Source organism: Kribbella rubisoli, assembly GCF_004217145.1.
GTDB lineage: Bacteria > Actinomycetota > Actinomycetes > Propionibacteriales > Kribbellaceae > Kribbella > Kribbella rubisoli.
The window spans coordinates 1,754,291-1,778,594 of the sequence record NZ_SHKR01000011.1 but is presented as its reverse complement, the minus strand read 5'-3'; the positions used below and the strand labels follow the sequence as shown (position 1 = coordinate 1,778,594).

Here is a 24,304-nt window from a genome sequence, read left to right as displayed (position 1 = left end):
CTCCACCGTCCGGTCAGCTTCCACGACCGGAGCCGCCTCGGCGGCCGGAGCATCACCGAGATGGTCCTGCTTGCCGACCAGCCCGCGCTCCGCCTCGGCAACCACCGCATCGAGAGATGCGCCTGTGGAAGCGGTCACCACCGCTGCGACCAGCCCTTCCACCAACGGGGCACTGCTCAGCCGGACGTGGTCAGCAACGGACGGATCCACGAACTCGAGCGCCATCTCCGCACTCAGCACAGCACTGCCCAGGTCCAGCAGCACCAGCACCCCGTCCGCGCTGTCCGCAGCAGCTAGCGCCTCCGATACCGCCATCGCGTCCGTCCCGAACGTCGTCGCATCCAACCCGGCCGCGACCGCGATCACCGGACGCTTGTCCTCGGCAACCATCTCGGACGCGAGCCCGACCGCCGCCTCAGCCAACGCACGGCTGTGCGACACCACCACGATGCCGATCATGTGAGCGTTCGGGCCGCGGACTCCAGAATCAGCGTCGTACTCGTTGCGCCCGGATCCTGATGCCCCGCGCTCCGCTCACCCAGGTAGCTCGCGCGTCCCTTCCGCGCGACCAACGGCACCGTCGCGTCCCGCCCCTTGGCCGCCGCTTCAGCGGCCGCGGTCAGCGCCGGACCGACTTCCGATCCACCCGCCACCGCAGCGTCGTACGCCTCCAGTGCCGGCGCCCAGGCGTCGTACATCGTCTTGTCGCCGAGCTCCGCCTTGCCACGAGCAAGCACACCCTCGACCCCGGCGTGCAGCGCGCGCCCGATCGCCTCCGCGCTGAGATCGGCTCCGGCCAGCGCGGTCCCGAACCGCAGGAAGAACGTGCCGTACAACGGCCCGCTCGCCCCGCCGACCTTGCTGACCAGCGTCATCCCGGCCTTCTTCAACAACTCGTCAGCACTGTCGAACGACGACTCGTCCAACACCGCCACGATCGCCTGAAACCCACGATCCATGTTGGCCCCGTGATCCGCGTCCCCGATCGCCGAATCCAGCTCAGTCAGGTACGCCGCATTCTCATGCAGCACCCCCGCAGCATCCCGCAACCAGTCGACGAAGGAATCGACTCCCATGCTCACGCGCCCCAGCGTAGGCCGGGGGTGTTTACGGGGGCGTCCCAGAGGCGTACCAGGTCGTCGTCCACCTTGAGCAGGGTGACCGAACAGCCGGCCATCTCGAGGGAGGTGATGTAGTTGCCGACGAGTGAGCGGGCGACGGTGATGCCGGCGCGGTCGAGTAGCTGGGCCACCTCGTTGTACATCAGGTACAGCTCGATCAACGGCGTACCGCCCATGCCGTTGACGAAGGCAATGACCGAATCGCCTTGCTGGTAAGGGAGATCGCTGACCACGGGATCGACCAGCATGGCGGCGATCTCGCGGGCCGGTGCCAACGGCAACCGTTGACGGCCGGGCTCGCCGTGGATGCCGATACCGACCTCCATCTCGTTGTCGGCCAGGTCGAACGTCGGCTTGCCCGCGGCCGGAACCGTGCACGACGTGAGCGCCATCCCCATGCTGCGGCCGTTGTCGTTGACTCGGCGCGCGAGATCCGCGACCTGCGCCAGCGGCTGGCCCTCTTCAGCGGCAGCGCCGACGATCTTCTCCAGCAGCACGGTCACGCCGACACCGCGGCGACCGGCCGTGTAGAGGCTGTCCTGGACGGCGACGTCGTCGTTCGTCACGACCGACAGCACCTCGGTGCCGGCGTCGGCCGCGGCCAGCTCGGCGGCCATCTCGAAGTTCATCACGTCGCCGGTGTAGTTCTTCACGATGTGCAGTACGCCGGCGCCCGCGTCGACCGCCTTCGTCGCCGCCATCATCTGGTCCGGCACCGGCGAGGTGAACACCTCACCCGCACACGCGGCGTCCAGCATCCCGAGCCCGACGAATCCGCCGTGCATCGGCTCGTGCCCCGACCCGCCGCCGGAAATGAGCCCCACCTTGCCCGGCCTCGGCGCGTCCTTGCGGTAGACGATCCGGTTCTCCACATCCACCCGCAACCGATCCGGATGCGCTGCCGCCATCCCCCGCAGCGCCTCACTCACAACATCACCTGGGTCGTTGATGAGCTTCTTCATCTCCCCATCTGAGCACACACCCGCCCAGAACGGGAGCCCCCGATCAGACGGCCTCCACCTCGGCCAGCAACGGGATCGACCGGATCGATCGACTGACAGTGAGCAGCACGGAGCCGACGATGAGCAGGCCACCGAAGATCAGCAGTGCCGTCCTCGCGCCGAGCGTCTCCAGGAACAGGCCGCCGAGGAACGGAGCCAACGGCATCGAGATGTTCGACAGGAACATCACCGCGCTCTGCGTCCGGCCCTGGAGGTTGTCGGGCGTGATCAGCATCTGGTAGCCGAACAGGCCCGAGTTCAGCGCCGGCAGCAGAAAGATCGCGAACGCCGGCAGCGCGATCAGCACAGCGGGATGCGTGGTGGCGGCGGTCGCGGTGAAAGTGACGGTGATGATCCAGCAGGCGACGACCGTGATCCGGCCGGTGGTGAACCTGGACAGCAGTTTCGGCGAGGCGATGGCGCCGGCCAGCCCGCCGAGTCCCATCGCGGTCTCCAGCAGCCCGATCACCGACGGCCGCACACCGCGCTGCTGCATGCTGAGGATGAGGACCAGGATGGTCCCGTTCGCGGCGAAGTTGAGGATCGTGCCGACCACCGCGATCGTCCGCAGCGACGCCTGCCGGAACAGCCACGTCAGGCCGGAACGGATCGCCTTGAGCATCGGCTCGTGCGCGTCGCCGTCCGGCTTCGCGGCCGGCAGCGGATGGCGGATCGTGACGAGCAGGATCGCCATCACCAGGTACGAGATCGCGTCGACGGCGACCGGGACGACCCGGCCGATCGAGAACAGCAGGCCGCCGAGCGGTGCGCCGGTCAGGCCGGCGATGTTCTGCCTACCGTGCGCGGCTGCGAGGGCGGTGCTGATGTCCTCGGGAGCGACGATCTGCCGGAGTGCGGCGGACTCTGCGGGCATGAACATCGCGAACCCGGCGCCGTTCAGGAGGCTGACCGCGATCAGGTGCGGGAGCGTGAGATGGCCGAGCCACCCGGCGACCGCCACCGAGCCGAACAGGACGGCGCCGAGGAAGCTGTAGCCGATCAGGATCCGGCGCCGGCTCCATCGGTCCGCCAGCGCGCCCGCGGGCAGCGCGGCGAGGGTTGCTCCGAGCGCGTACGCCGTCCCGACCAGGCCTGCCTGGACCGCGGAGCCCGTGATGGCGAAGCCGAGCAGCGTGAAGACGAACGAGCTCATCGCGGAGCCGATGGAGCTGATCGTTTGGCCGGTCAGCAGCTTGAGATAGTCACCGTTGTGCAACAACCCCCGGGCGGACATAACTCGGAGGGTATGTCCGGGTCAGGTCAGTTATCCGGCCTGATGCATTGCAGGTTGATGCAATTCAGTCCTTCGGGCGCAGGAGCGGGCGGACGACCTCGCGGGCGTCGTGGATGCGGGACTTGACCGTGCCCAGCGGTGCGCCGACCTCGGCCGCGATCTCCTCGTACGACAGGCCGTAGACGTCGCGTAGCACCAGCGGAGTGACCATCTGAGGACGGTCGCGCTCCAGGGTCTCCAGCGCCTCCAGGAGGTCCAGACGGGTGCCGGCGATCACGCTGGTGGTGCGAGGGTCCGGCTTCTCCATCTGCTCCGGGTTGTGCGCGGCCTGGGCAGTGCGCTTGAGCTTTCGGTACGTCGACCGGGCCGAGTTGGCCGCGACCGAGTGGACCCAGGTGGAGAAGCTGCTGCGGCCGGAGTACGTGCCGATCTTGGTGGCGATGTTCAGCAGCGCCTCCTGAGCGGCGTCCTCGGCGTCCGCGGAGTACGGCAGGACGCTGCGGCAGATGCGCAGGACGCGGGGGTAGACCTGCCGGAGCAGGTCGTCCATCGCGTTCTTGTCGCCCGCCTGCGCCTGCTCCGCGAGGGTTGCGAGGTCGTCGGTCGGGCTGGTGCTCTCGCTCATCTGCGCCTTTGCTCTCGATCGGCCCCGGCACGGGGACACTCCAGTACTCCATAATGCCCTGTATGGGGGTCCCAACCAGACTCGGGCGTTACGTCGTGCGCCGACGCCTGGGCTCAGGCGGTTTCGCTACGGTATGGCTTGCTCACGATGAGCAACTGGATGCCGAAGTGGCGATCAAGGTGCTCGCGGACAACTGGGGGCACGACGACTCGGTCCGCCAGCGGTTCCTCGAGGAGGGCCGGTTCCTGCGCCGCGTCGAGTCCGAGCACGTCGTCCAGGTGCACGACGTCGGCGAACTGGAGGACGGCCGCCCCTTTCTGGTCCTGACGTACGCCGATCGCGGCACGCTGGCCGACCGCTTGAAGAAGAAGCCCCTCCCGCTGACCGAGGCTGTCGACGTGGTCGTCCAGGTCGGCCGCGGCCTGCAGGCCCTCCATCGGCGCGGTCTGCTGCACCGTGACGTGAAACCCGCGAACGTCCTGTTCCGCAGCACGGACGACGGCGAGCGCGCCGTCCTGTCCGACCTCGGTCTGGGCAAGTCGCTCGACGAGGTGTCGAGGATCACGATGCCCGGCGGCACCCCGTCGTACGTCGCTCCCGAGCAGGCGCTGGGGGAGCGGCTGGACCAGCGTGCCGACCAGTACTCGCTGGGTGCCGTCGCGTACGCCGCTCTGACCGGGCGATCCCCCCATCAGGTCGACGGGCTCGGGGCGGCCAGCCGGGTCGAGGTGGCGCCGCCGCCGAGCTCGCTCGGGTTCGAGCTGCCCGATCAGGTCGACGCCGCGATCGTCCGCGCGCTGGATCCGGACCGGGAGAAGCGCTGGCCGGACGTGCAGGCGTTCACGCGGGAGCTCGTCGGCGGGCTCGACGAGACCACCCACGACTTCCCGCTGTCGATCCGCGAAGTGATTGCCGTCGACACGGACCACCTGGGTGCGAAGACTGCGCTGAGCGACGAGAACCAGCCGACGATCGTGAAACTCGAGGAGCCGTCGGCGGACGCAGAGACCGTCGCGGTTGAGGCACCCGCCGTACCGGAGGAAACGACGGAGAAGCCGGAGCCCGCTCCCACGCGGAAGCGGAAGCGCGGCCGGTGGGTCGTCGCCGCCCTGCTCGCGCTGGTCGTCGGTGGCGGCGCCGGGTATGCCGGGCAGTGGTACCTGTCGAGTCGCGAGGCGATCGTCGTCTCGCAAGGACAGTTCCAGGTGACGGTGCCGCGGTCCTGGGCGAGGTCGATGGCCCAGACCGACTGGCTGGCGCCTGGGAGCAAGGCTCGGACGCCCGCGTTCCGGGTCAGCCGGGACTCGGACTGGTCCGCGACGACGCCGGGAGTGTTCATCGGCGTAGCCGGCTCGAAGCTCGCTCTTCCGGACAACAAGGCGCTCGGATGCAAGCCCGGCCCGACCTATCCGGGCACGTTCGATGACCAGCCGACCACGGACCGGATTTCCAGTGGATGCGCCGGGGCGGATATGGTCCTGTTCGAACGGGTCGTCGATCGCGGGGACGGCGGCTCGCTGCTCGTCCAGGTGATCACGCCAGATGCCGCCCGGGCTGCCGAGATCGCCAATTCGGTGAAGTACTAGCGCTCAGGAAGTCCCCCATGCGTTTTCCGACCGAACGGCTGCGGCCGTCGCCGGCGCTGATGCAGTCTGCTCGTCGTACGTTCTATCGGCTGCGCTCCACGATCTTCCGCACCATCTGGCCGGTTGACTAGTCGACTGTCAGCCAAGTGATGCCGAGCGCAACCAGCCACAGGACGCCGCCTACCCAGGCAAGGGTGTGGAGACCTGCGGTGAAGGTTGCGGAGTGGCTCAGGACCGCACTGTAGAGCGCTACGCCCGCTGCGCCGACGGCCTGCCGTGCGGTGTTGTTGACGCCGCCGGCCAGGCCGGCGCGATCCGGAGGCAGTGCTGCAATGGCCGCGTGCACCACCGCGGCGGTCAGCAAACCCATGCCTATGCCCAGGCAGACCTCGACGGGAATGACTGCGGCGTAACGGCTGTCCGGGTGGACGACCAGCAGGCAGAACGAGCCAATAGCCCCGAGAGCAAGGCCGAACGACATCGGGAGCCGAGAGCCGTACCGAGCGGTGATGCGGCCTGACACCGGGCCGAGGACGGCCAGCGGCAGCAGAACCGGCAGTAGTTCGAGTCCGGAACGAAGCGCGGATTGGTCCAGATGCTCTTGTAAATAAAGGGTCAGTGCGAGCAGCGTGCCTAGACCAACCAGATTCATCAGGCCGGAGACTACGTTGGCGCCCACGAACGCAGGGCCGATGCGAAGCCGCATATGTGCCTCACTTCGAGCTGTACGGCGTCGCGGCACCATCCGCCAGGCCATTGGCAGCACCAACACGATGATCGGCAGGTTGATCAGGAACACCGCCCGCCAGCCGAATCCGCTGACCAGTACGCCGCCGAGGATAGGCCCGGCGACCAACGCGAGTGCGCCCGCTCCGGCCCAGATCCCAACGGCACGGGCCCTTGCGGCGCTATCGACGTACTGATCGGTGATGACGGCCAGCGTGCCTGGCAGGAGCAGTGCGGCGCCGACGCCCTGGAGTGCGCGCGCTGCGATCAGGAGCTCGATGTTCGGCGCGATGCCGCACACCAGGGACGCGCAACCGAAGACCGTCAGGCCGGCAAGCACAGTACGGCGGTGGCCGATGCGGTCGCCCAGTGCTCCACAGACGAGCAGGAGCCCGGCCAGCGCGATCATGTAGCCGCTCACGACCCACTGCTGCCCGGATGCACTGGTGTCGAGGCCGGTCCGGATCGTCGGCAGCGCGACGTTGACCACGGTCACGTCGAGCTGGACGAGGAAGATTCCGACACACAGCAACGCGAGAAGCATGCTTCCCAAGCTCCCACCGAAACACTTCGGGTTGCGCCGAAGTGTGACGGTGTGAGCATGGAGCACATGAGCGGAGATGCCGATGTGGCTCGCGCCGCCGGCCTGATGGCCGAGCCTGCGCGGGCGAAGGTCCTGATGGCGTTGGCGGACGGCCGCGCCCTGCCTGCTTCCTTGCTGGCTTCAGAGGCCGGTGTGTCACCGCAGACCGTCAGCGGCCACCTGCGCAAACTGCTGGACGGCGGAATGGTCGCGGTCGAGCAGTCCGGGAGACACAGGTACTACAAGCTGTCCGGACCGGAGGTGGCCGCGGCCATAGAAGCCCTGGCTCGCCTGGCCAAACCCCAGCCGATCAAGTCGCTCCGCCAGAGCACCCGCGCTGCAGCACTCCGTGAAGCCCGCACCTGCTACGACCACTTGGCCGGCCGCCTCGGTGTCGCCCTGCTGGACGGTCTGGTACGCCGGGAAGCCCTGACCCGCACCGACGGCGGCACCGGCGCAGACCGCCGCCCGGACGACCCACTGGCCGCACAACTCCCGGACGGCCCGTATGCCTTGGGTCCCAACGCCACCAAGGTATTCGGCGAACTCGGCGTCGACCTCGACGACCAGCCGTCCCGCCGCCAACTCCTAAGATTCTGCGTCGACTGGAGCGAACAACGCCACCACCTGTCGGGCCAACTAGGAGCATCCATCGTCAACAGCTTCCTGGCCAACAACTGGCTCCACCGCCGCCCCAACCAACGAGCCGTAGACCTCACCAACGCCGGCCACCAGTCCCTGGCCGGCCTGCTCGGAGGCTAGGAGGGGCGGATCGGCGAGTCGTCTCGAGTAGCCGAGTTGGCCGCGTGGTCCAGGATGTCTTCCATCGCTTCCCGGTCCTGCGGCAGTCCGGTGACCGCGATCTCGAACGTGCACAGACCCTCGCCGTTGGCGACCCAGCGGATGATCACGTAGCGGAGCGAGTTCTCCGGCACGTAGGTGTAGACCAGCGTTGCTTCCTTGGTGTCCGGATCCACGGTGTGGGACTTGATCGACAGCATCTGGGCGGCCGGCACCGTGGCGAGGTCCGTGAGCCTCTGGGCCATCGATTCCGCGGGTGGCCGGCGGATGGTGAACCCGGCCTCGATCCGGATCCAGCGCTTGGAGGTCGGGTCGGTGTAGCGGCCGATCTTCGGGGGATCGGGTTGCGTGAAGCCCCAGTCCCTCGGCACCTTGAGGCGGACATCCGACCGCACCACGCTGGTCGCGGTGAATTCACGGACCCTGTACTCCAGGTCGTCCTTGTTGAGCGCTTCGGTGTCGTCGGGGACGATCTTCTTCGGCGGCGGGGCCGGTGTGGTCGGTGTCGCGGGCGGCCCAGAACTGACTGCCATCGGAAGGGGTGCCGCAGTACCGGCCAGGCTGGGCTCTTCGGTGAGGAACAGGCCGACGCCGTACCCGCCGACGCCACCGACTCCGGCCAGCGTGAGCAGGCCGGCGCCGAGCAGCGCGCGCCGCGACATCGTCCTCTTCACGCCCCCACCTTCCCCACTCCCTACTCAACAGAAGACACCTGAGTGCACTCTCAGGTTGCATGTCCCGAGGTAACAATTCCGTGAAAGCGCTCAGCCGACCTCGTGGACCGACGTCGAAGTCCGCTGCAGAACCTCGTCCAGGGCGGCCGCGTCCTCAGGAATACCGGTGATGCTCATCTCGACATTCGTCAACTGACCGTCGATCGCGATCCAGCGCACGATCACGTAGCGGAGCGTCTCGCCCGGGATGTAGGTGTAGATCAGCGTCGCGACCGGCCGGGGATCGCCGTCCTCGCCCTGGATCGTGTCCGTGGTGTGGCTCACGATCTGTACGTCGTTCTCGGGCGGCTGGCTCTTCTTCAGGTCGACGATGAGCTGGGCCATCGCGGCCGCAGGAGTCGTGTCGACCGGCTCGACCGCCTCGATCCGGACCCCTCGCTCCTTCTGGTCGTCCAGGTACTTCACCTCTTGCGGCCGCTTCGGGTCGCGCGTCTGCTTCCAGCCCTCCGGGATCTCGATCGAGAGTTGGACCGAGCGCTGGTCCTGTGGGGTGACCGTGAAGCTGCGGCGGGTGTAGTCGAAGCCCGGTTCGAGGGGCTCGAGGTTGCTCGGGACCGGGGTCTTCACCGGCAGGGGCGGCTCGGTCGGGGTTGGTGACGGGGACTCCGACACTGTGCCCAGAGGGCCGGCGGTGCCGGAGGCGGTTGGTTCCGGGGTGTCGACGCGGTCGCCGGTGTAGTAGCCACCGCCGACGCCAAGGGCCAGAGCCAGCAACAGGAGGCCGGCCAGGAGGACTCGTCTCACGCTTGCACCGGTCCACTGGTCGATCGAGTGGACATGACGGGACCGCCGGGCTGCAGTACGAGGTACGGCGTACCGGCCGGATGTGGGGAGGCGGTCACGGGCACGGCGCCATCTTCTCAGGAGAGACGGGCACGAGCCCAAAACCCCGGCGGAGACCTTTTCACACCGCTCCTGACTGAATCCTTTCAACGAGGACTTGACACCCTCCCGGGCCATACGTAGCGTCCCGGTGACGAAAGTAACACGATCCTGCGGTTACTTCACACTCTTCGCCGGTATCTCCGGCGCTCAGGAGGACCCATGGCACTCGATCAGTCCGTCAGCCGACGGCGTCTCCTGCAGCTGATCGGCGGAGCGTCTGTCGCCGCCACTGCGGTCGGCACCCTGGCTGCCTGCGGCGGAGGCGGCAGCGGCTCGTCGTCGTCCGGCGGCACCCTCAAGGTGATCGGCGTCGGCGACCAGGAGGCCGGTCTGCGGAAGCTGCTCGACACGTACAAGTCGTCGCACTCCGGCTTCGACTTCAACCTCTCGTTCGCGCCGGCCGACCAGGTGCAGACCGCGCTCCGGACCCAGCTCGGCGGCGGCAACGCCCCCGACGTACACGTCGTGTACCCCGGCAACGGCAGCGCGATGTCGATGGCGCAGCTGGCCAAGGCCGGCCTGCTCGCCGACCTCAGCAGCCAGTCCTGGACGCAGAAGATCCCGGACGGCTTCAAGGGCGCGTTCCAGAGCGACGGCAAGACCTACATCTACTCGCCCGGCTCGAGCATGCTCGGCGCGATCTACAACAAGAAGGCGTTCGCGACCGCGGGCGTCGAGCCGCCGACCACCTGGTCGGAGCTGCTGTCGGTCTGCGAGAAGCTCAAGGCGAAGGGCATCGTCCCGATCGCGCTCGGCGCGCAGACGCCGTGGATCACCCAGCTGATCCCGTACGCGCTGGTCCCGGGCACGGTCTACGCCAAGACGCCCGACTTCGACGACAAGATGCTCGCCGGCCAGGCGTCGTTCGCGGACTCCGGCTGGGTCGACGCGATGAACAAGTACCTCGAGCTGCAGAAGAAGGGTTTCTTCAACGACAACCCGAACGGTACGACGTACGAGCAGGCGACCTCGATGGTTGCCACCGGCAAGGCTGCGATGGCGGTTCAGGTGTCGGCCGTGCTGGGAGCGTTCCGGGCCGCGTCGCAGACGCCGGACGACCTGTCGATGTTCCCGTTCCCGGCCACGGATGTTGCCGCTGACAACTGGATTCCCGCCGGTGTGGTGGTCGGGATCGCCATCAGCGCGAAGAGCAAGAAGACCGATCAGGCCAAGTCGTTCCTCGACTACTGCGGCCAGCAGGAGAACCTGAACACCTGGGCCGAGGCCGTCTCCTGCGTCCCGTTGTACGGCGATGCGAAGGTCGACCCGGCGCTGACGCTGTTCCTGCCCGCGCTGAAGGCGAACAAGGCTGTCCCGTTCATGGACCAGCGCTGGCCGAACGCCGAAGTACAGCCGACGCACTTCGCCGTCGTCCAGGAGCTGCTCGGCGGCAAGACGACCGTCGACGCTGCCCTGAAGAAGATGGACGAGGCCTACCGGAAGAAAGCATGAGAGTACGCATTGCCCCGCCGTGGTGGTTCGCCGTCCCGGCGATCCTGGTGTACGCCGTCGTGGTCCTGTACCCGAGCATCGCGGGTGCGGGATCGGCGTTCACGGACTGGTCCGGGATCGGGAACGCCAAGACCTTCGTCGGAATCGACAACTTCAAGCAGCTCGCGCACGACAGCCAGGCGCTCGGAGCGTTGCGCAACACGTTGCTGCTGACGGTCGCGATCGTCGTTGTACAGAACGGGATCGGGCTGCTGCTGGCGCTCGGCGTACACACCGGGATCAAGAGCCGGATGGCGTTGCGGCTGGTGTTCTTCGCACCGGTCGTGGTGAGTCCGGTGATGGTGTCGTTCCTGTGGAAGTTCGTGTACAACCCGGCCCCGGACGCGGGGCTGAACGCGGCCCTCGGAGCTGTCGGTCTCGGCGGATTGCGGCAGGACTGGCTGGGTAATCCGTCGCTGGCGTTGTGGTCGGTCGCGTTCACGGTGATCTGGCAGTGCGCCGGGTACTCGATGGTGATCTTCCTGGCCGGGCTCGAAGGCGTGCCGGCCGAGCTGCACGAGTCGGCGATGGTCGACGGCGCCGGTACGGTAGCCCGCTTCCGGTACATCACGTGGCCGTTGCTCGCGCCGGCCGTGACGATCAACGTGATGCTGTCGACGGTGGGCGGGCTGACGTTGTTCACCCAGATCATCGCGATGACGAACGGCGGGCCCGGGTACGCGACGGACACGCTGTCGACGGTGTTGTACAAGCAGGCGTTCGTATTCGGGAAGTTCGGCTACAGCACCGCGGTCGCGTTGGTACTGGCGATCTTCGTCGCGGCCGTGTCGTTCCTGCAGATCGGGTACCTGAGGTCGAGGGAGACGGCGGCATGAAGTATCGCCCGCGCACGTTCCTGCTGGAGCTGGTGATGATCGCGGTCGCGATCGGGTTCCTGTTCCCGGTGTACGTGCTGGTGACGCTCGCGTTCAAGGATCCGCAGCAGATCGCGAATCGGCCGTTGTCGCTGCCGTCCCCGCCGAGCGTCGGGAGCTTCGGCGAGGCGTGGCGGTCGGCCGACCTCGGCTCGGCCTTGCTGAACAGCACGTTGATCACCGTGGTCAGCGTCGTGCTGCTGATCGCGTTCGGCTCGCTGGCGGCGTACTTCCTGGCCCGTACGGCGACGCGTCTGAGTTACAGCCTCTACATCCTGTTCCTGGTCGGCATCATCCTGCCGTTCCAGCTGGGGATGATCCCGCTGTACCAACTCGTCGACAATGCCGGTCTGCTCGGGACGTACCAGGGCATGATCATCTTCTACACAGGGATCCAGCTGCCGTTCACGGTTTTCCTGTACACGGGTTTCATCCGGTCGCTCCCGGCGGACTACACGAACGCCGCGCTGATCGACGGCGCATCGCATCTGCAGGCCTTCGCGCACGTGATCTTCCCGCTGCTGCGGCCGATCACCGGGACAGTGCTGATCCTGAACGCCGTACAGATCTGGAACGACTTCTTCACGCCGCTGCTGTATTTGGGCGGCTCGGGGCACGAGACCGTCCCGGTGCGGGTGTTTGCCTTCGTCAACCAGTACACGTCGAACTACGGCCTGGTCGCCGCCGGGTTGATTCTTGCTGCGCTCCCGATCCTTCTGCTGTTCCTGATCCTGCAGCGCTACGTCATCCGCGGGTTCGCATCCGGTCTGAAGGGGTGACCTCCTGCGTGAAGGACACTGTCCTTCCACGAAGGGGGAGGCGAAATGGTACGTCGGTTATTGGCCGGGTTGTTGGCCGTCGGGGCGATGCTGGGCGGGGCTGTGGTCGCGGCACCGGCCGAGGCGGCGGTGAAGGACACGCTGTTGCCGGGGCAGAAGCTGTTGGCATTGCAATCCATCAAGTCGGCCAGCGGCGTGTACACGCTGACCATGCAGCGCAACGGCAACGTGACGCTGCTGCAGCGTGGTGCGGTGCAGCCGCTGTGGATGTCCAACACCTACCGCCCGGGTGCTGTGCTCGTGATGGGCACGGACGGCGTGATGCGGGTCATCTACGGCCGGACGGCGATCTGGGCGATGGGCGCCGCCAGCCCGCAGGCGAAGCTGGTCCTGCCGAACACAGGTCTCCTCGGGATCTACAACACCCGCAACAAAGCGGTCTGGAACCGCCACATGGTGATCGGCACCCTCATGCCGAACGCGCTGCTGCGGTCCCCGGACAGCCTCGGGCGTGACGTGACGATGTATTCGACCAACCACGTCTACACGCTGCAGCTGCTGGCGAACGGCAACCTGGTCTTCCTGAAGAACGGCAAGACCGTCCTCTGGAGCACCGGCAAGACCGGGTGGCCGGAGTCCAGGGCCTACATCGACAGCAGCGGCCGGTTCGGCACGCTCAACCGCGACGGCGACGAGACCTGGGGATGGGACAGCCGCCGCGCCGGCACCGTCGTACAGATCCGCAACGACGGCCATTTCCTGCTGATCCACGGCCGGACGATCGTCAAGACGTTCGTCTGATGTAACGCAGGGCCGCCCGGCCCGATACAACAGCGGGTGCGCATCGGTTCGCCCATTCTGACTCTGGGGGTTCCTTTGCGTAACGTTCTTCTGCGTTTGGCCACGCCGATATCGCTGTCGGCTTTGATTCTGACCGTGGCCGCGCCGGCGATGGCATCGGGTGAACAGGCTGCGGCTGTTCCCTCGGTGCCGGCCAGCGTGCGGGTCAAGGGCACATTCACCGGTATCGACGTGGCCTGGGCCCTGCCGGCTGACCAAGGAACCGGCCTCACCGGCTTCGTCGTCCACCGCAGCGTGAACGGAACCGAGTCCACGTACCCGGTGCCGCCGACCAAGCTGAACTGGCAGGACACCGAGCGGATCCCGGGTGCGACGTACTCCGTGGCCGCGGTGGACGCCGACGGCGAGGGACCGGCCAGCACCCCCGGCCCGGCCGACACCGTGCCGGGCGCACCGGTCGCCGCGCCGGCCGATGCCATCACGGTCGCGAACACCGTGACGACCGACGGCGTCAGCCGTACGTTCCTCGGCCAGATCGCCGTCCAAGGGGCGACCCAGGTCATTCCGCTCGCCACCTCCGGCCCGACGCAGCAGGTCGACAAGGCCATCGCGGCGTCGGCCGACGGACGGCAGGTCGTCTTCTCGCAGGGGCAGGCGAGCCTGTGGACGGTCTCGGCGGTCGTCCCGCATGCGCAGCCGGTGAAGATCCTCGACGGCTCGAGCGGGATCACGGTGAAGTCCTGGTCACCGGACGGCACCAAGATCGCCTTCGAACGCGAGCAGAGCGGATCCTCCTGCGTCGAGATCATCGGCGCGACCGGCGGTACGCCGATCCGGGTCGGATGCAACCTGGCCGCGCCGTCCTGGCTGCCCGACAACCAGACCCTGATCGTCAAAGACCAGGTGACGGGAAAGCTTCAACGTGTCCGCGCAACGGTGGGCGGTGCGGTCCTGACCACGTACGCCGGCACCGAGTTGGCCCAGCACCCGGTCGCTTCACCGGACGGTCTGTGGATCGCCTATTTCAAGAACACCTCCGTGAACGTGATCCCGGTCGCCGGCGGCACTCCCGTACCGGCGTACCCGTACGGTACGAGCGGGGACTCGATCAGCTGGGCGAAGTTCAACCTCCTGCTCGTCGCGCGCCGGACCGACACCGGGAGCAGCACCCTGCAGCAGGTGCCGGTCAACGACGGACGGCCGTACGTGAACGGGGAGCTGTTCGTCCCACCGGCTGGGGAGACGGTCGAGTCGGCGGTCTGGCAGGGTCCGCGGCTCACGATTGCGCCGACCGCTCCGGTCGTCGGGCCGAATTTGTCGGTGCCGTACGAAACGACCGGGCTGCCTTCGCTGTCCGTCTCCTGTGAGCTCGACGGGGTCAAGACCGAGCCGTGCCCCGCATCGCCGTTCAAGGCATCCGGCGTCGCGGCAGGTCGGCACGTACTGCGCATTCGGGGCATCGAGGTCGGTGGACGCGGCACTGAGGCCTACCGCTGGCTCACCGTCGACTCGACTGCGCCGACCGCGCGGATCACGGGTCCGACGTACGACGTCACGAAGGCCGCGACGGCCACGGTCGCGTACGCCGGCTCGGACGACAACGGCGTCGCGTCGTACGACGTCCGCTGGCGGATCGCGCCGACAGCGGGGAACTTCGGCGCCTACGCCTCGGTCAAGTCCGGTACGACGGCCACGTCGGTGGCGATCGGTCTAGCGGCGGGCTACGAGTACTGCGTCTCGGTCCGGGCACGTGACGTCGCCGGCAACCTCTCGGGCTGGACTGCCGACAAGTGCTTCTCCCGGCCCTCCGACGACCGCCTGATGGGCGCCGCCAAGGGATGGGTCCGGGCCTCCAACCGCGCGTACTACCTGGGCACCGCGACCGCGACCTCCGCGAAGGGCATCTCGGTCTCGCGCAGCGTCCAGGCCAAGCGACTGTTCCTGATCGCGACGAAGTGCGCGACCTGCGGCGGACTGAACGTCTACTACAACGGCAAGTACGTCGGCGCCGTGAACCTGTACAAGGCCACGACCGAGTACCAGGCGATCATCCCGCTGCCGGTGCCGGCGACCTTCCTGACCGGGTCGGTCCTGCTGACCACGCGGACGTCCGGGCAGATCTACCAGGTCGACGGGCTCGCGGTACGCCGTACCTAATACACCTCGATGCGGTCGAGGCTGATGACGGCGCTGGTGGATGCTGGATTCTTGTCGCCGGTGACTCGCACCTTCAGGGTGTGGGCGCCGGCGGCGAGGGTCGGGCTGATGTACATCAGCTGCTCGCCGACGCGGATCGAGCTGTAATAGTCGATGCGTTGCTCGGGGCCCCCGTCGACGGAGATCGCGGCGATCCCGTTGCCGGTGTCGGCGACGCTGAGCAGCGCGGCGCGGGTGCCGGTGAAGTGGATCGTGGCGGTCGCGTTGGTCTGGCCGCTCCAGTGGTCGTTGCCCCAGAAGCACTGGTTGCCGCAGCCGGATCCCGAGCTCCAGCTCCCGGCGTACTCGACCGTGCTGTCGGTGTCGTTGATCCAGTAGTTCGACGAGCCGGGGTCGCCGGACGGCAGGTTCTGCGTGGCGCCGGCGGCGAGCGGCCGGCCGAGATTCGGTGTGCCGTCTGCGTTCCAGGTGATCTTCTGGACGCGGGTCGCGCGGAATGAATACGTATACACGCTGGTGTTCTTGCCGTGGTACGCGATCCAGTCCTCGGTGCCGTCCGGTGACTTGAAGAACGAGTGGTGGCCCGGCCCCCAGACGCCGGTCTCGTCGTTGCGGGAGAAGATCGGGCCGGCGTGCTGGACCCAGTTCGACGCGACCATCGGGTCGGCGCCGTTCGCGATGCTCTTCATCCACAGCTGGTAGTCCGGCTTGCCGGTATCGCACGTCGAGTAGGTCAGGAACGTACGGGTCGCGCCGTACAGCGGTGTCGGTCCTTCGCGGACCTCCGAGCAACCGCCGTCCGCGGGGATCGCGACCCGGTCGCCGGTGGCCGTCCAGGGGTTGCTCATCCGGACGATATACAGCTGGGCCGGTCCGCCCTGACCGCGGCCGGGGCCGGTCCAGACGAAGTACTGCTGGCCGTTGACCGTGATCGGCTCACCGTCGATCGCGTACTCGCCGAAGTCGGCGATCTTCGCCTTGAAGGAGTACGGGCCGAGCGGGTCGTCGCCGGCGGACTCGAGGACGTACATCCGGTGGTTCGCGTCGACGCCGTCCGAGGCCGTGTAGTAGATGTACCAACGGCCGCCGACGCGGCGGAACGCCGGCGCCCACATCTGCGTGTTGCGGGTGGTGTCCGAGTCCCGCCACACAACCTGCTCGGGTTGGACGAGCAGTGTGGCGAGACTGGGCGACGACCAGATCCCGATCCGGTCGCCGCGGGTGGTCGCGACGTAGTACTTGCCGTTGTAGAACATCAACGACGGATCCGCGGACGGATTCACCGGATTCCGAAAGCTCTGCGACGACACTGCAGTCTCCTGTTTCTCGGCTGCTGGTGCGGCCGGCGCCAGTACGCCGGTGAGCAGTACGGCGGCTGCTGCGGTCACTGCGGCATGGAAGAGCCTCATGACATACCTCTCGAAACTGGGGGGCGGACCAGTCTCTTCAAGGTTCTACTGGCTCTTTGCCAACGTTGTAAACCCTTCGCACCAGGATCGAAGGATCGGCCGCGGCAGGACCCGAGGGCTGCTATCCGCGGCCCTTCTTCGCTGCCTTCTCGGCTGCCTTCTTGACCGCGTTGTTGTAGTCCCTCTCGGCCCTCTTCACGCCCTTCGCGGCGCTGCGGTTGGCAGCGTTCCCGGAGCGGATGGTCTGATGGATCTGCGACGTTCCGCGCATCTGCTGCCGCATCTCCCTGCCATTGTCTGCCGTGTCGTCCCTACGCCGTTCGGCCGCATCGAGCTTGGCTTCCGCCTTGCGCACTGCCCTCGGCGGCTTCTTCTCTCCCCAGGCCATCGCTGACTCCCTCATCGCTGGTTGTGCTGACGGTGGTTGCGACGAGACGTCAAAACGCTGGGTTCCTGGTGCAGCACCCTTTCGATCTGGGTCGAAAGGAACCTGTGGATGAGATCTGGCGTCTCACCGCACATGAAGCTCAAGGTGCGGGTCGTGCACTACCGGCACGACTGCTGGTACGCCGACATCGACGACGCGGATGATCGTCAGCCGGACGATCCCTACTGGTACGCCGACGGCTGCCACACCCAGGCCGAAGCGATCGCGCTCGCCTGCTCCCACCTCGCCGCCCTCGACCAGGCGGTTGCCGCCGGCACGCTTCCCTCCCGGATCAGCGAGACCATCGCCGCTTGATGTAACACAACGTCACGGTGACTGGATGTAACCCCCGAGGGGGCACGCTGTGTGTCCACAGAATTACCTGTGGATAAGCGTGTCTGGCTGTGGATATGTGGACGGTTGCTGTGGACAACTTGGGGGTTGGTTGTGGAGGAGGCAACTAATGCCGGTGAGGATGCACGTGCAGTCCGGCTAGTGAGAGAACGGTTGCCGGGATGGGGTTCTGGTGGTGAGATGGGTCCCCGTGTGCCGGATGAAACTTTACGAAGATTTATCCGTGACATTCGGCGCGCCAGCTCGTTGATCTGTCAGGCAGTTCGCGAATCAGCGGATCGCTGGGGAATCCGGAGGGACCGCTCGTGCACAAGTTCAACGCTCCACCTGACTGGCCTGAACCACCGAGTGACACCTGGCGCCCGCCGATGGGCTGGGAGCCTGACCCGGCCTGGCCTGACGCCCCGGCCGGCTGGGGTTTCTGGACCAACCGCAGCGGCCGCCGCAGCAGCGGCCCGATCGGCGCGTACGGCGCAGTCGACGCCGGCCGCCTCGAGCTGGCGACGGTCGACCCGGCTCTGGTGCTGATGCACTCCTGATCGTCAACTCCGGCTCCCGCATGCCGACCGGCTGCGGGAGCCGCGTTGTGTCCGCGTTCGGCCACGGAGCTGGCGCGTTCTTATCGCCTTCTGGTGTTATGTTATCAACCTAGATAACACTCACCTGGAGGCTCTGTGGGCTGGATCGGTCTCGACCTCGGCACGCAAAGTGTGCGCGCCGTGCTGGCCGATGCCAAGGGCCATGTGCTGGCCCGGGCAACCCGTCCACTCACCAGTCACCGTGCCGGCGTCCGCCACGAGCAGGATCCACAGAGCTGGCTCAGCGCCGTCGACGCCGTCCTGGCCGAGGTCGGCGCGACCGAGCTCGACGGCATCGCGATCTGCTCGACCTCCGGCACATTCCTCCTGACCGACCTTTCCGGCCGGCCTGTCACCCCGGCCCTGATGTACGACGACGCGCGCGCGGCCGCCCGTCGCGACCACATCGTGGACGCCGACCCGGACCGTTGGTCCACGAGCATGCAGCCCACCTGGGCCCTCCCGAAGATCCTCGACCTGGTCGCGGACGGTCACGACCTCGCCGATCGCCGGGTCGTCCACAGCGCCGATTTCGTCGCTGCGCACCTCGTCGGCCACCCGGTCGCCACCGACACCAGCCACGCCCTCAAGACCGGTTATGACCTGGTTGCCGAGGCCTGGCCGACCGAAGCCTTCGGCAAACTCGGCCTCCCGCTGTCTGCGTTCCCCGAGGTCGTCCGCCCCGGCGTCGAGCTCGGCCGCACTCCCGCCGGCGTCCCCGTCCACGCCGGCATGACCGACGGCTGCGCCGCTCAGATCGCCGCCGGCGCGCTCAGCCCCGGCGCCTGGAACTCCGTCCTCGGTACGACGCTCGTCCTCAAAGGCGTCAGCAACGATCTCCTGACTGACCCCACCGGCGCCGTCTACAGCCATCGTCATCCTGACGGCGGGTGGCTCCCCGGCGGCGCCTCCAGCACAGGTGCCGGCGTACTCACTGAGCTCCTCCCGGGAGCCGACCTCGACGCTCTCGGTCACGTGGCCCGCGCCGCAGGGCCGATCAACGCCGTCACGTACCCACTGACCAAGACCGGTGAGCGTTTCCCGTTCGTCGCGCCGCAGGCCGAGCGCTTCACCCTCGGCAGCACTCCCGACGACTTGCACACGTACGCCGCCGTGCTGCAAGGCGTCGCGTTCATCGAGCGGCTCGCCTTCGAGCACCTCGAGACGCTCGGCGCCGACCCGGTGCGTTCGGTCTCGCTCACCGGCGGCGCCACGCGGAGCGGTTACTGGAACCAGCTCCGCGCCGACGTTCTCGGCGTACCCGTGGAGCTTCCGGCCGTACCGGATCCGGCGTACGGCATGGCTGTCCTGGCCGCGTCCGGCGGGACCGACCTCACCGGCACCGCGCGCCGCATGGTCCGGGTGGATCGCGTGCTCGAACCAGCCGGCCAACGACTTGACGACTTGTACGGCGCATTTGTCGCGGAGCTCGACCGCCGGGGGTACCGCAGATGAGAACGACGATCGTCCTGGCCCGCCATGGCCGGACCGAGTGGCATCACGGGAACCGGTACACCGGATCGACGGACCTCCCGATCGACGAGATCGGCGTACAGCAGGCGCAGCAGCTGAAGGACTGGGCGCTGGACTATGCGCCGGACGCGCTGTGGTGTTCGCCGATGCTGCGGGCTCGGCAAACGATCGGACCGATCGCCGGCGCAATGGAGCTGGAGCCGACTCTGGATGCCCGGCTGCGGGAGGTCGACTTCGGTTCGGCCGAGGGGAAGATGCTCAGCGAACTGCCCCCGGCGGTGGCGAAGGCGTTCGTGCTGGATCCGGTGCTCGACCACTTCCCGGGCGGCGAGCATCCCGCCGATGCGGCCGACCGGGTCCATGAGGTCTTCGCCGAGATCGCCGAGCGGCACGAGGGGCAGCGGGTCCTCGTCGTCGCGCACAACACACTCGTCCGGCTGCTCGTGTGCAGGGTGCTCGGACTGCGACTGAACGACTACCGCAGACTGCTACCTGCGCTCGGTCCCGCGGCGCTGGTGCGTTTCCGGTGGCAGGACGGCACAGTGGGTCTCGAGGCGTACAACGTTCCACCTGTGATCGAGCCTGCGCGAATGGAGACCCGGGAATGACATCGGAAGTCGATGGTGACACCACCGAACTGAGCCGGCCCGCGCGCCGGCAGGCCGAGATCGCGGCGTACGTCGTGAAGCACGGCTCGGTTTCGGCCAACGACCTGGTCGAGGCGTTCGGGGTGAGCGTGATGACGGTGCACCGCGACCTGGACGAGCTCGAGCGGCAGGGCGTGGTCCGCAAGTACCGCGGTGGCGTCAGCGCCCAGCCGACAAGCGTGTTCGAGAGCAACGTCGCGTACCGGCTGAACACCGCGCACGCGGAGAAGGCCGCGATCGCCCGGCACGCGCGGGCGATGATCGAGCCGGGGATGTCGGTGATGCTCGACGACTCGACCAGCGCGCTGGCCCTGATCGACCTGATCGAGGACATCACGCCGTTGACCGTGGCAACGAACTTCCTGCCCGCGATCACCCGGCTGTCCCAGCTCCGCGACATCACGCTGCTCGCCCTCGGCGGGATCTATTCCGCGACCCACGACTCGTTCGGCGGGATGCCGTGCGCCGAAGCGGTCGAGGCGCTGCACACCGACCTGCTGTTCTGCTCGGTGTCCGCGGTGTCGTCGACGCACGCGTTCCACCAGGAGGAGGAGATCGTCCTGGTGAAGCGGGCGATGTTGCGCTCGGCAAGGACCAAGGTGCTGCTGGTCGACCACGCCAAGCTGCAGCGCACTGCCTTGCACCGGCTCGCGCCGCTCACCGATTTCGACGTCGTCATCGTCGACGAGAAAACCCCGCAGGACCTGATCGAACCGCTGCGCGACCACGGCGCCACCGTGGAGGTAGCCAAACTATGAACGCTACAGCTCAGGTGTCCTGAGCTGCAGCGTTGAGGAGGGGGCTTATGGACGTCGGAGTTGACGTCGGCACCACCGTGACCAAGGCGGTCGCCTTCGACGCCGACGGGCGTCCCTTGGCCGAGGCCTCCCGGCCGACCCGCCTGGTTCATCGCAGTACCGGGCGGTTCGAGCACGAGACCGCAGAAATAGTTGCCTCAGTCAACGAGGTCGTGCAGGAGTTGGCCGGCGCGGTCGGGAATCGACCCGGTGTACTGGCGATCACCGCGCAGGGTGACGGCCTCTGGCTCGTCGACGATGCGGGTACGCCCGTCCGCCCGGCGATCTCCTGGCTGGACGCGCGGTCGAGCCCGATCCTCGAGCGGTGGACGACGGAGGGTGTCGCCGAGCGGGTGTTCCGGCGATCGGGCAACCGGATGTTTCCCGGCGCATCAGGGCCGCTGCTGGCCGCTGTGCGGGCGGAAGAGCCGGAGGTGATCGAGCGGGCCGGGACGGCGGCGTACTGCAAGGACGTTGTGATGCAGGCGCTGACCGGAGTACGGGCGACGGATGTGTCGGACGCGTCGGCGCCGTTCCTCGATCCCAGGACCGGGGAGTACGACGATGAGGCGCTGGCGGCGACGGGGCTGTCCGAGGTACGTCGACTGCTGGCGCCGGTCGCGGCTGGCGGGCCGGTTGGCGAGCTGCGTGATGACTCGACTGGCATGGCCCCGGGGACGAGGGTGTCTGCCGGACCGTACGACCTGCCCGCCGCTGCGGCCGGCGCGGGTGTGACTGAGCCGGGGGACGCGCTTCTAACTGTCGGTACAACGTTGGCGTGCCAAGTCGTCACCCGTGAACTGCCCGTCGACGGCGAGCCCGCCGGCCTGTTCCTCGGCACCTGGACACCCGGTGTCTGGCTGCGTGCGATGCCTGCCATGGTCGGTACGGCGGCCCTAGACCGCGTGCTCGCACTTGTCGGCGTTGGTACTGCGCAACTGCCCGGTCTGCTCGCCGAGAGCCCGCCCGGTGCGTCCGGCGTGACCGTACTGCCCTACCTGTCCGAAGCCGGTGAACGCGCGCCGTTCGTCGACACCCGCGCTCGCGGCACGATCGACGGGATCTCGCTGGCCACGACGACGGCCGACCTGGTCCGTGCCACCTGCGAAGGGATCGCGTACGCCGCTCGCCACTGCCTCGACGCAGCCGGCTGGACCGGTCGCGTGACGGTCTGCGGCGGCGGTGCCCGGAGCAGCGAATGGACCCAGATCCTCGCCGACGTACTGAACGCGCCGCTGCACACCGCCGAGGCCGAACAGGTCGCTGCGCGCGGTGCGGTGATCTGCGCGCGACGCGCCGTCGACCCGGACAGCGCCGGAGCGGAGTGGATCGCCGAGACCCGCCAGGTCGACCCGGATCCGGCCCGCGCCGAGTTCTACGCCGAGGGATACGCCCACTACCTGCGCCGGATCGAGGCGGCCCGCCCGCGCTGGTCCGACCCAGCACCCACGTTCACAGGAGATCGATGAGAACCGTCAGGACGCTGCTCGCCGGCGACCACTTCGTACGCAACGACCTGCTCGCCGCGGCGCTCAGCACGATCCCGCACGTCGCGTTCGAGTTTCGTGAGGTCACGTTGCCCTGGCCGCTGACGCCGTACGGGCGGGTCGCCGAGGTGGACGAGGCCAGTGACGTGGAGGACCAGCTGATCGAGGCGCTGGCCGGGGTCGAGCTTGCGGTCACGCAGATGGGGCCGTTCACGGAACGGGTGCTGGATGCCGCGCCCGACCTGCGCTATCTGGTCGTCTGCCGGGGTGGCCCGGTGAACGTGAACGTTGCCGCCGCGGCCAGGCGCGGGATCGCAGTGGCTTCGACGCCCGGGCGGAACGCCGTGGCAGCTGCGGAGCACGCGGTCGCGTTGATGATGGGTGCCTTGCGCAACCTTCCGCGGTTGCAGCGGACGCTGGAGCAGGGGGAGTGGCGCTCCGATCTCTACGCGTACGACGAGTGCGGTGTGGAGCTCGACGGATCCACGGTCGGGCTGATCGGGTACGGCGCGATCGGGCAACGGGTCGCGCGGGTGATGCTTGCCTTCGGCGCCAATGTCCTGGTCGCCGATCCGTACGTCGATCAGGCGCCGGAGGGCATCGAGCTGGTGGAGCTCGACGAGCTGCTGAGGCGGTCCGACGTGGTGAGTCTGCATGCCCGGTTGACCGATCAGACCCGCGGCATGATCGGTGCGGAGCAGATCGCGTCGATGCCGCGAGGCGCCGTACTGGTCAACACTGCGCGCGGTGGTTTGCTCGACTACGACGCAGCGGTGGATGCATTGGAGTCAGGTCAGCTCGGGGCGGCGGCGTTCGACGTGTTCCCGGCTGAGCCTCTTCCCGCGGGTTCGCGGTTGCTGACGGCGCCGAACATCGTTATGACGCCCCACCTGGCCGGCGCAACCCGTCAGACCGCCCACCGAGCCGGCTCCATCGCCGCGGAGGCGGTGGCAGCCTTCCTTTCCGGAAAGGACCCCGTAGGACTGGTGTCCGCCTAGTCGGGGCACAGGGTACGAACCATGAAACTGGCAACATCGACGACCGTGGTCGAGCTCCTTCTGCTGCTGATCGCGTTCGTGCTGTCGATGATCATCGGCATCGAACGGCAGATACGGCAGAAGAGCGCGGGGATGCGGACGCACACGCTGGTCGGCACCGGTGCGGCGCTGTTCACCCTGGTCTCCGGCTTCGGCTTCAGTGCCGTCCTGGGGACCGAGGTCAACCTGGACCCGTCCCGGATCGCGGCCCAGGTCGTCTCCGGCGTCGGCTTCCTCGGCGCCGGAGTGATCTTCATGCGCCGCGACGTGGTCCGCGGGCTCACGACAGCGGCCACGATCTGGATGACGGCGGCGATCGGGATGGCCTGCGGCGCCGGGATGCCGGTGCTCGCGGTCGCCGCGACCGTGCTGCATCTGGTCGCGGTCGGCCCGTTCGCCCGGCTCGGTCGGTTCCTGCCCTCGCCGGACCGGCGCCGCATCGTCACGGTGCGGTACGACGACGGTTCCGGCGTACTGCGAACGATCCTGGCGACCGCTGCCTCGATGGGGTTCGAGGCGTCTGTGCTCGGGACCGAGGTGCTGCATCGGGACGGGTCGGCGCCGCAGGTACTGGCGTCGATGCGGTTCACCGGACGGCCGCCGTTGCAGCACCTGGTGCTCGCACTGGACGACCTCGACGGGGTTACCGGGGTGCGACTACGGGAGGACGACGACGATTGATATCATCAGCTATGC

General features: G+C 67.8%; 24 protein-coding genes and 1 pseudogene. 15 read left to right on the top strand and 10 right to left on the bottom strand.

The window, feature by feature from the left end; genetic code table 11:
* Positions 1–48: 48 nt before the first annotated feature.
* The 5 genes and pseudogenes from dhaM to EV645_RS11480 all read right to left on the bottom strand — a co-directional run.
* Positions 49–459, bottom strand: a pseudogene (gene dhaM, locus EV645_RS43290) (dihydroxyacetone kinase phosphoryl donor subunit DhaM); the annotation flags it as partial.
* Positions 456–1,076, bottom strand: coding sequence for a dihydroxyacetone kinase subunit DhaL (dhaL, locus tag EV645_RS11495; protein WP_130443745.1), 621 nt, complete (start codon positions 1,074–1,076; stop codon positions 456–458). The gene dhaL and the pseudogene dhaM, both read right to left, overlap by 4 nt.
* A gap of 2 nt (positions 1,077–1,078) precedes the next feature.
* A complete protein-coding gene (dhaK, locus tag EV645_RS11490; protein ID WP_130442462.1) occupies positions 1,079–2,083 on the bottom strand; it encodes a dihydroxyacetone kinase subunit DhaK in 1,005 nt (334 codons plus the stop codon).
* 43 nt (positions 2,084–2,126) lie between these two features.
* On the bottom strand, positions 2,127–3,356 hold the full coding sequence (locus EV645_RS11485) for an MFS transporter (RefSeq protein ID WP_130442460.1): 1,230 nt from the start codon (positions 3,354–3,356) through the stop codon (positions 2,127–2,129).
* Positions 3,357–3,420: 64 nt separating this feature from the next.
* Complete coding sequence (locus EV645_RS11480; protein ID WP_130442458.1) at positions 3,421–3,981, bottom strand: RNA polymerase sigma factor; 561 nt, start codon at positions 3,979–3,981, stop codon at positions 3,421–3,423.
* A gap of 53 nt (positions 3,982–4,034) precedes the next feature.
* On the opposite strand from EV645_RS11480, the gene EV645_RS11475 reads away from it, so the two are divergent.
* Positions 4,035–5,567, top strand: a complete 1,533-nt coding sequence (locus tag EV645_RS11475) for a serine/threonine-protein kinase (protein ID WP_338419135.1) — start codon at positions 4,035–4,037, stop codon at positions 5,565–5,567.
* Positions 5,568–5,694: 127 nt separating this feature from the next.
* Here the strand turns inward: EV645_RS11475 and EV645_RS11470 are convergent, their stop codons facing one another.
* Entirely contained in the window at positions 5,695–6,837 is a 1,143-nt protein-coding gene (locus tag EV645_RS11470) for an MFS transporter (RefSeq protein ID WP_130442454.1), read from the bottom strand.
* 66 nt (positions 6,838–6,903) lie between these two features.
* Between EV645_RS11470 and EV645_RS11465 the strand changes: the two genes are divergently transcribed.
* The gene (locus tag EV645_RS11465) at positions 6,904–7,638 is read left to right on the top strand and encodes an ArsR/SmtB family transcription factor (RefSeq protein WP_130442452.1); all 735 of its coding nucleotides are present in this window, start codon (positions 6,904–6,906) and stop codon (positions 7,636–7,638) included.
* On the opposite strand, the gene EV645_RS11460 is transcribed toward EV645_RS11465, so the two are convergent.
* Positions 7,635–8,351 (bottom strand): hypothetical protein, encoded by a 717-nt coding sequence (locus EV645_RS11460; RefSeq protein ID WP_130442450.1) that lies wholly within the window; start codon positions 8,349–8,351, stop codon positions 7,635–7,637. The two genes, EV645_RS11465 and EV645_RS11460, sit on opposite strands and share 4 nt — an antisense overlap.
* 90 nt (positions 8,352–8,441) lie before the next feature.
* The gene (locus EV645_RS11455) at positions 8,442–9,155 is read right to left on the bottom strand and encodes a hypothetical protein (protein ID WP_130442448.1); all 714 of its coding nucleotides are present in this window, start codon (positions 9,153–9,155) and stop codon (positions 8,442–8,444) included.
* Positions 9,156–9,455: 300 nt separating this feature from the next.
* On the opposite strand from EV645_RS11455, the gene EV645_RS11450 reads away from it, so the two are divergent.
* The 5 genes from EV645_RS11450 to EV645_RS11430 all read left to right on the top strand — a co-directional run bounded on the left by EV645_RS11450 (position 9,456) and on the right by EV645_RS11430 (position 15,399).
* Entirely contained in the window at positions 9,456–10,748 is a 1,293-nt protein-coding gene (locus EV645_RS11450; protein ID WP_130442446.1) for an ABC transporter substrate-binding protein, read from the top strand.
* Complete coding sequence (locus EV645_RS11445) at positions 10,745–11,623, top strand: carbohydrate ABC transporter permease (RefSeq protein WP_130442444.1); 879 nt, start codon at positions 10,745–10,747, stop codon at positions 11,621–11,623. Before EV645_RS11450 ends, EV645_RS11445 begins: the two co-directional genes overlap by 4 nt.
* Complete coding sequence (locus EV645_RS11440; protein WP_130442442.1) at positions 11,620–12,441, top strand: carbohydrate ABC transporter permease; 822 nt, start codon at positions 11,620–11,622, stop codon at positions 12,439–12,441. Before EV645_RS11445 ends, EV645_RS11440 begins: the two co-directional genes overlap by 4 nt.
* A gap of 45 nt (positions 12,442–12,486) precedes the next feature.
* The gene (locus EV645_RS42205; RefSeq protein WP_198681547.1) at positions 12,487–13,242 is read left to right on the top strand and encodes a hypothetical protein; all 756 of its coding nucleotides are present in this window, start codon (positions 12,487–12,489) and stop codon (positions 13,240–13,242) included.
* Positions 13,243–13,365: 123 nt separating this feature from the next.
* A complete protein-coding gene (locus EV645_RS11430) occupies positions 13,366–15,399 on the top strand; it encodes a PD40 domain-containing protein (protein ID WP_130442440.1) in 2,034 nt (677 codons plus the stop codon).
* Here EV645_RS11430 and EV645_RS11425 read toward each other — a convergent pair.
* Positions 15,396–16,808 (bottom strand): glycoside hydrolase family 43 protein, encoded by a 1,413-nt coding sequence (locus tag EV645_RS11425; RefSeq protein ID WP_130442438.1) that lies wholly within the window; start codon positions 16,806–16,808, stop codon positions 15,396–15,398. The two genes, EV645_RS11430 and EV645_RS11425, sit on opposite strands and share 4 nt — an antisense overlap.
* A gap of 121 nt (positions 16,809–16,929) precedes the next feature.
* Entirely contained in the window at positions 16,930–17,196 is a 267-nt protein-coding gene (locus EV645_RS11420) for a hypothetical protein (RefSeq protein WP_130442436.1), read from the bottom strand.
* 108 nt (positions 17,197–17,304) lie between these two features.
* On the opposite strand from EV645_RS11420, the gene EV645_RS11415 reads away from it, so the two are divergent.
* The 8 genes from EV645_RS11415 to EV645_RS11385 all read left to right on the top strand — a co-directional run bounded on the left by EV645_RS11415 (position 17,305) and on the right by EV645_RS11385 (position 24,289).
* A complete protein-coding gene (locus tag EV645_RS11415; protein WP_242000336.1) occupies positions 17,305–17,550 on the top strand; it encodes a hypothetical protein in 246 nt (81 codons plus the stop codon).
* 344 nt (positions 17,551–17,894) lie between these two features.
* Positions 17,895–18,128, top strand: a complete 234-nt coding sequence (locus tag EV645_RS41835) for a hypothetical protein (RefSeq protein ID WP_198681545.1) — start codon at positions 17,895–17,897, stop codon at positions 18,126–18,128.
* Positions 18,129–18,263: 135 nt separating this feature from the next.
* Positions 18,264–19,622 carry an FGGY-family carbohydrate kinase gene (locus EV645_RS11410; RefSeq protein ID WP_130442434.1) on the top strand — a complete coding sequence of 453 codons (1,359 nt, stop codon included), beginning with the start codon at positions 18,264–18,266 and terminating at the stop codon, positions 19,620–19,622.
* Positions 19,619–20,248 carry a histidine phosphatase family protein gene (locus EV645_RS11405; protein ID WP_130442432.1) on the top strand — a complete coding sequence of 210 codons (630 nt, stop codon included), beginning with the start codon at positions 19,619–19,621 and terminating at the stop codon, positions 20,246–20,248. The genes EV645_RS11410 and EV645_RS11405 overlap by 4 nt, the downstream gene beginning before the upstream one ends.
* Complete coding sequence (locus EV645_RS11400) at positions 20,245–21,045, top strand: DeoR/GlpR family DNA-binding transcription regulator (RefSeq protein ID WP_130442430.1); 801 nt, start codon at positions 20,245–20,247, stop codon at positions 21,043–21,045. Before EV645_RS11405 ends, EV645_RS11400 begins: the two co-directional genes overlap by 4 nt.
* 47 nt (positions 21,046–21,092) lie before the next feature.
* Positions 21,093–22,553 carry an FGGY-family carbohydrate kinase gene (locus tag EV645_RS11395; protein WP_130442428.1) on the top strand — a complete coding sequence of 487 codons (1,461 nt, stop codon included), beginning with the start codon at positions 21,093–21,095 and terminating at the stop codon, positions 22,551–22,553.
* On the top strand, positions 22,550–23,569 hold the full coding sequence (locus EV645_RS11390) for a 2-hydroxyacid dehydrogenase (protein ID WP_130442426.1): 1,020 nt from the start codon (positions 22,550–22,552) through the stop codon (positions 23,567–23,569). Before EV645_RS11395 ends, EV645_RS11390 begins: the two co-directional genes overlap by 4 nt.
* A 21-nt stretch (positions 23,570–23,590) precedes the next feature.
* On the top strand, positions 23,591–24,289 hold the full coding sequence (locus tag EV645_RS11385) for an MgtC/SapB family protein (protein ID WP_130442424.1): 699 nt from the start codon (positions 23,591–23,593) through the stop codon (positions 24,287–24,289).
* Positions 24,290–24,304: the final 15 nt, after the last annotated feature.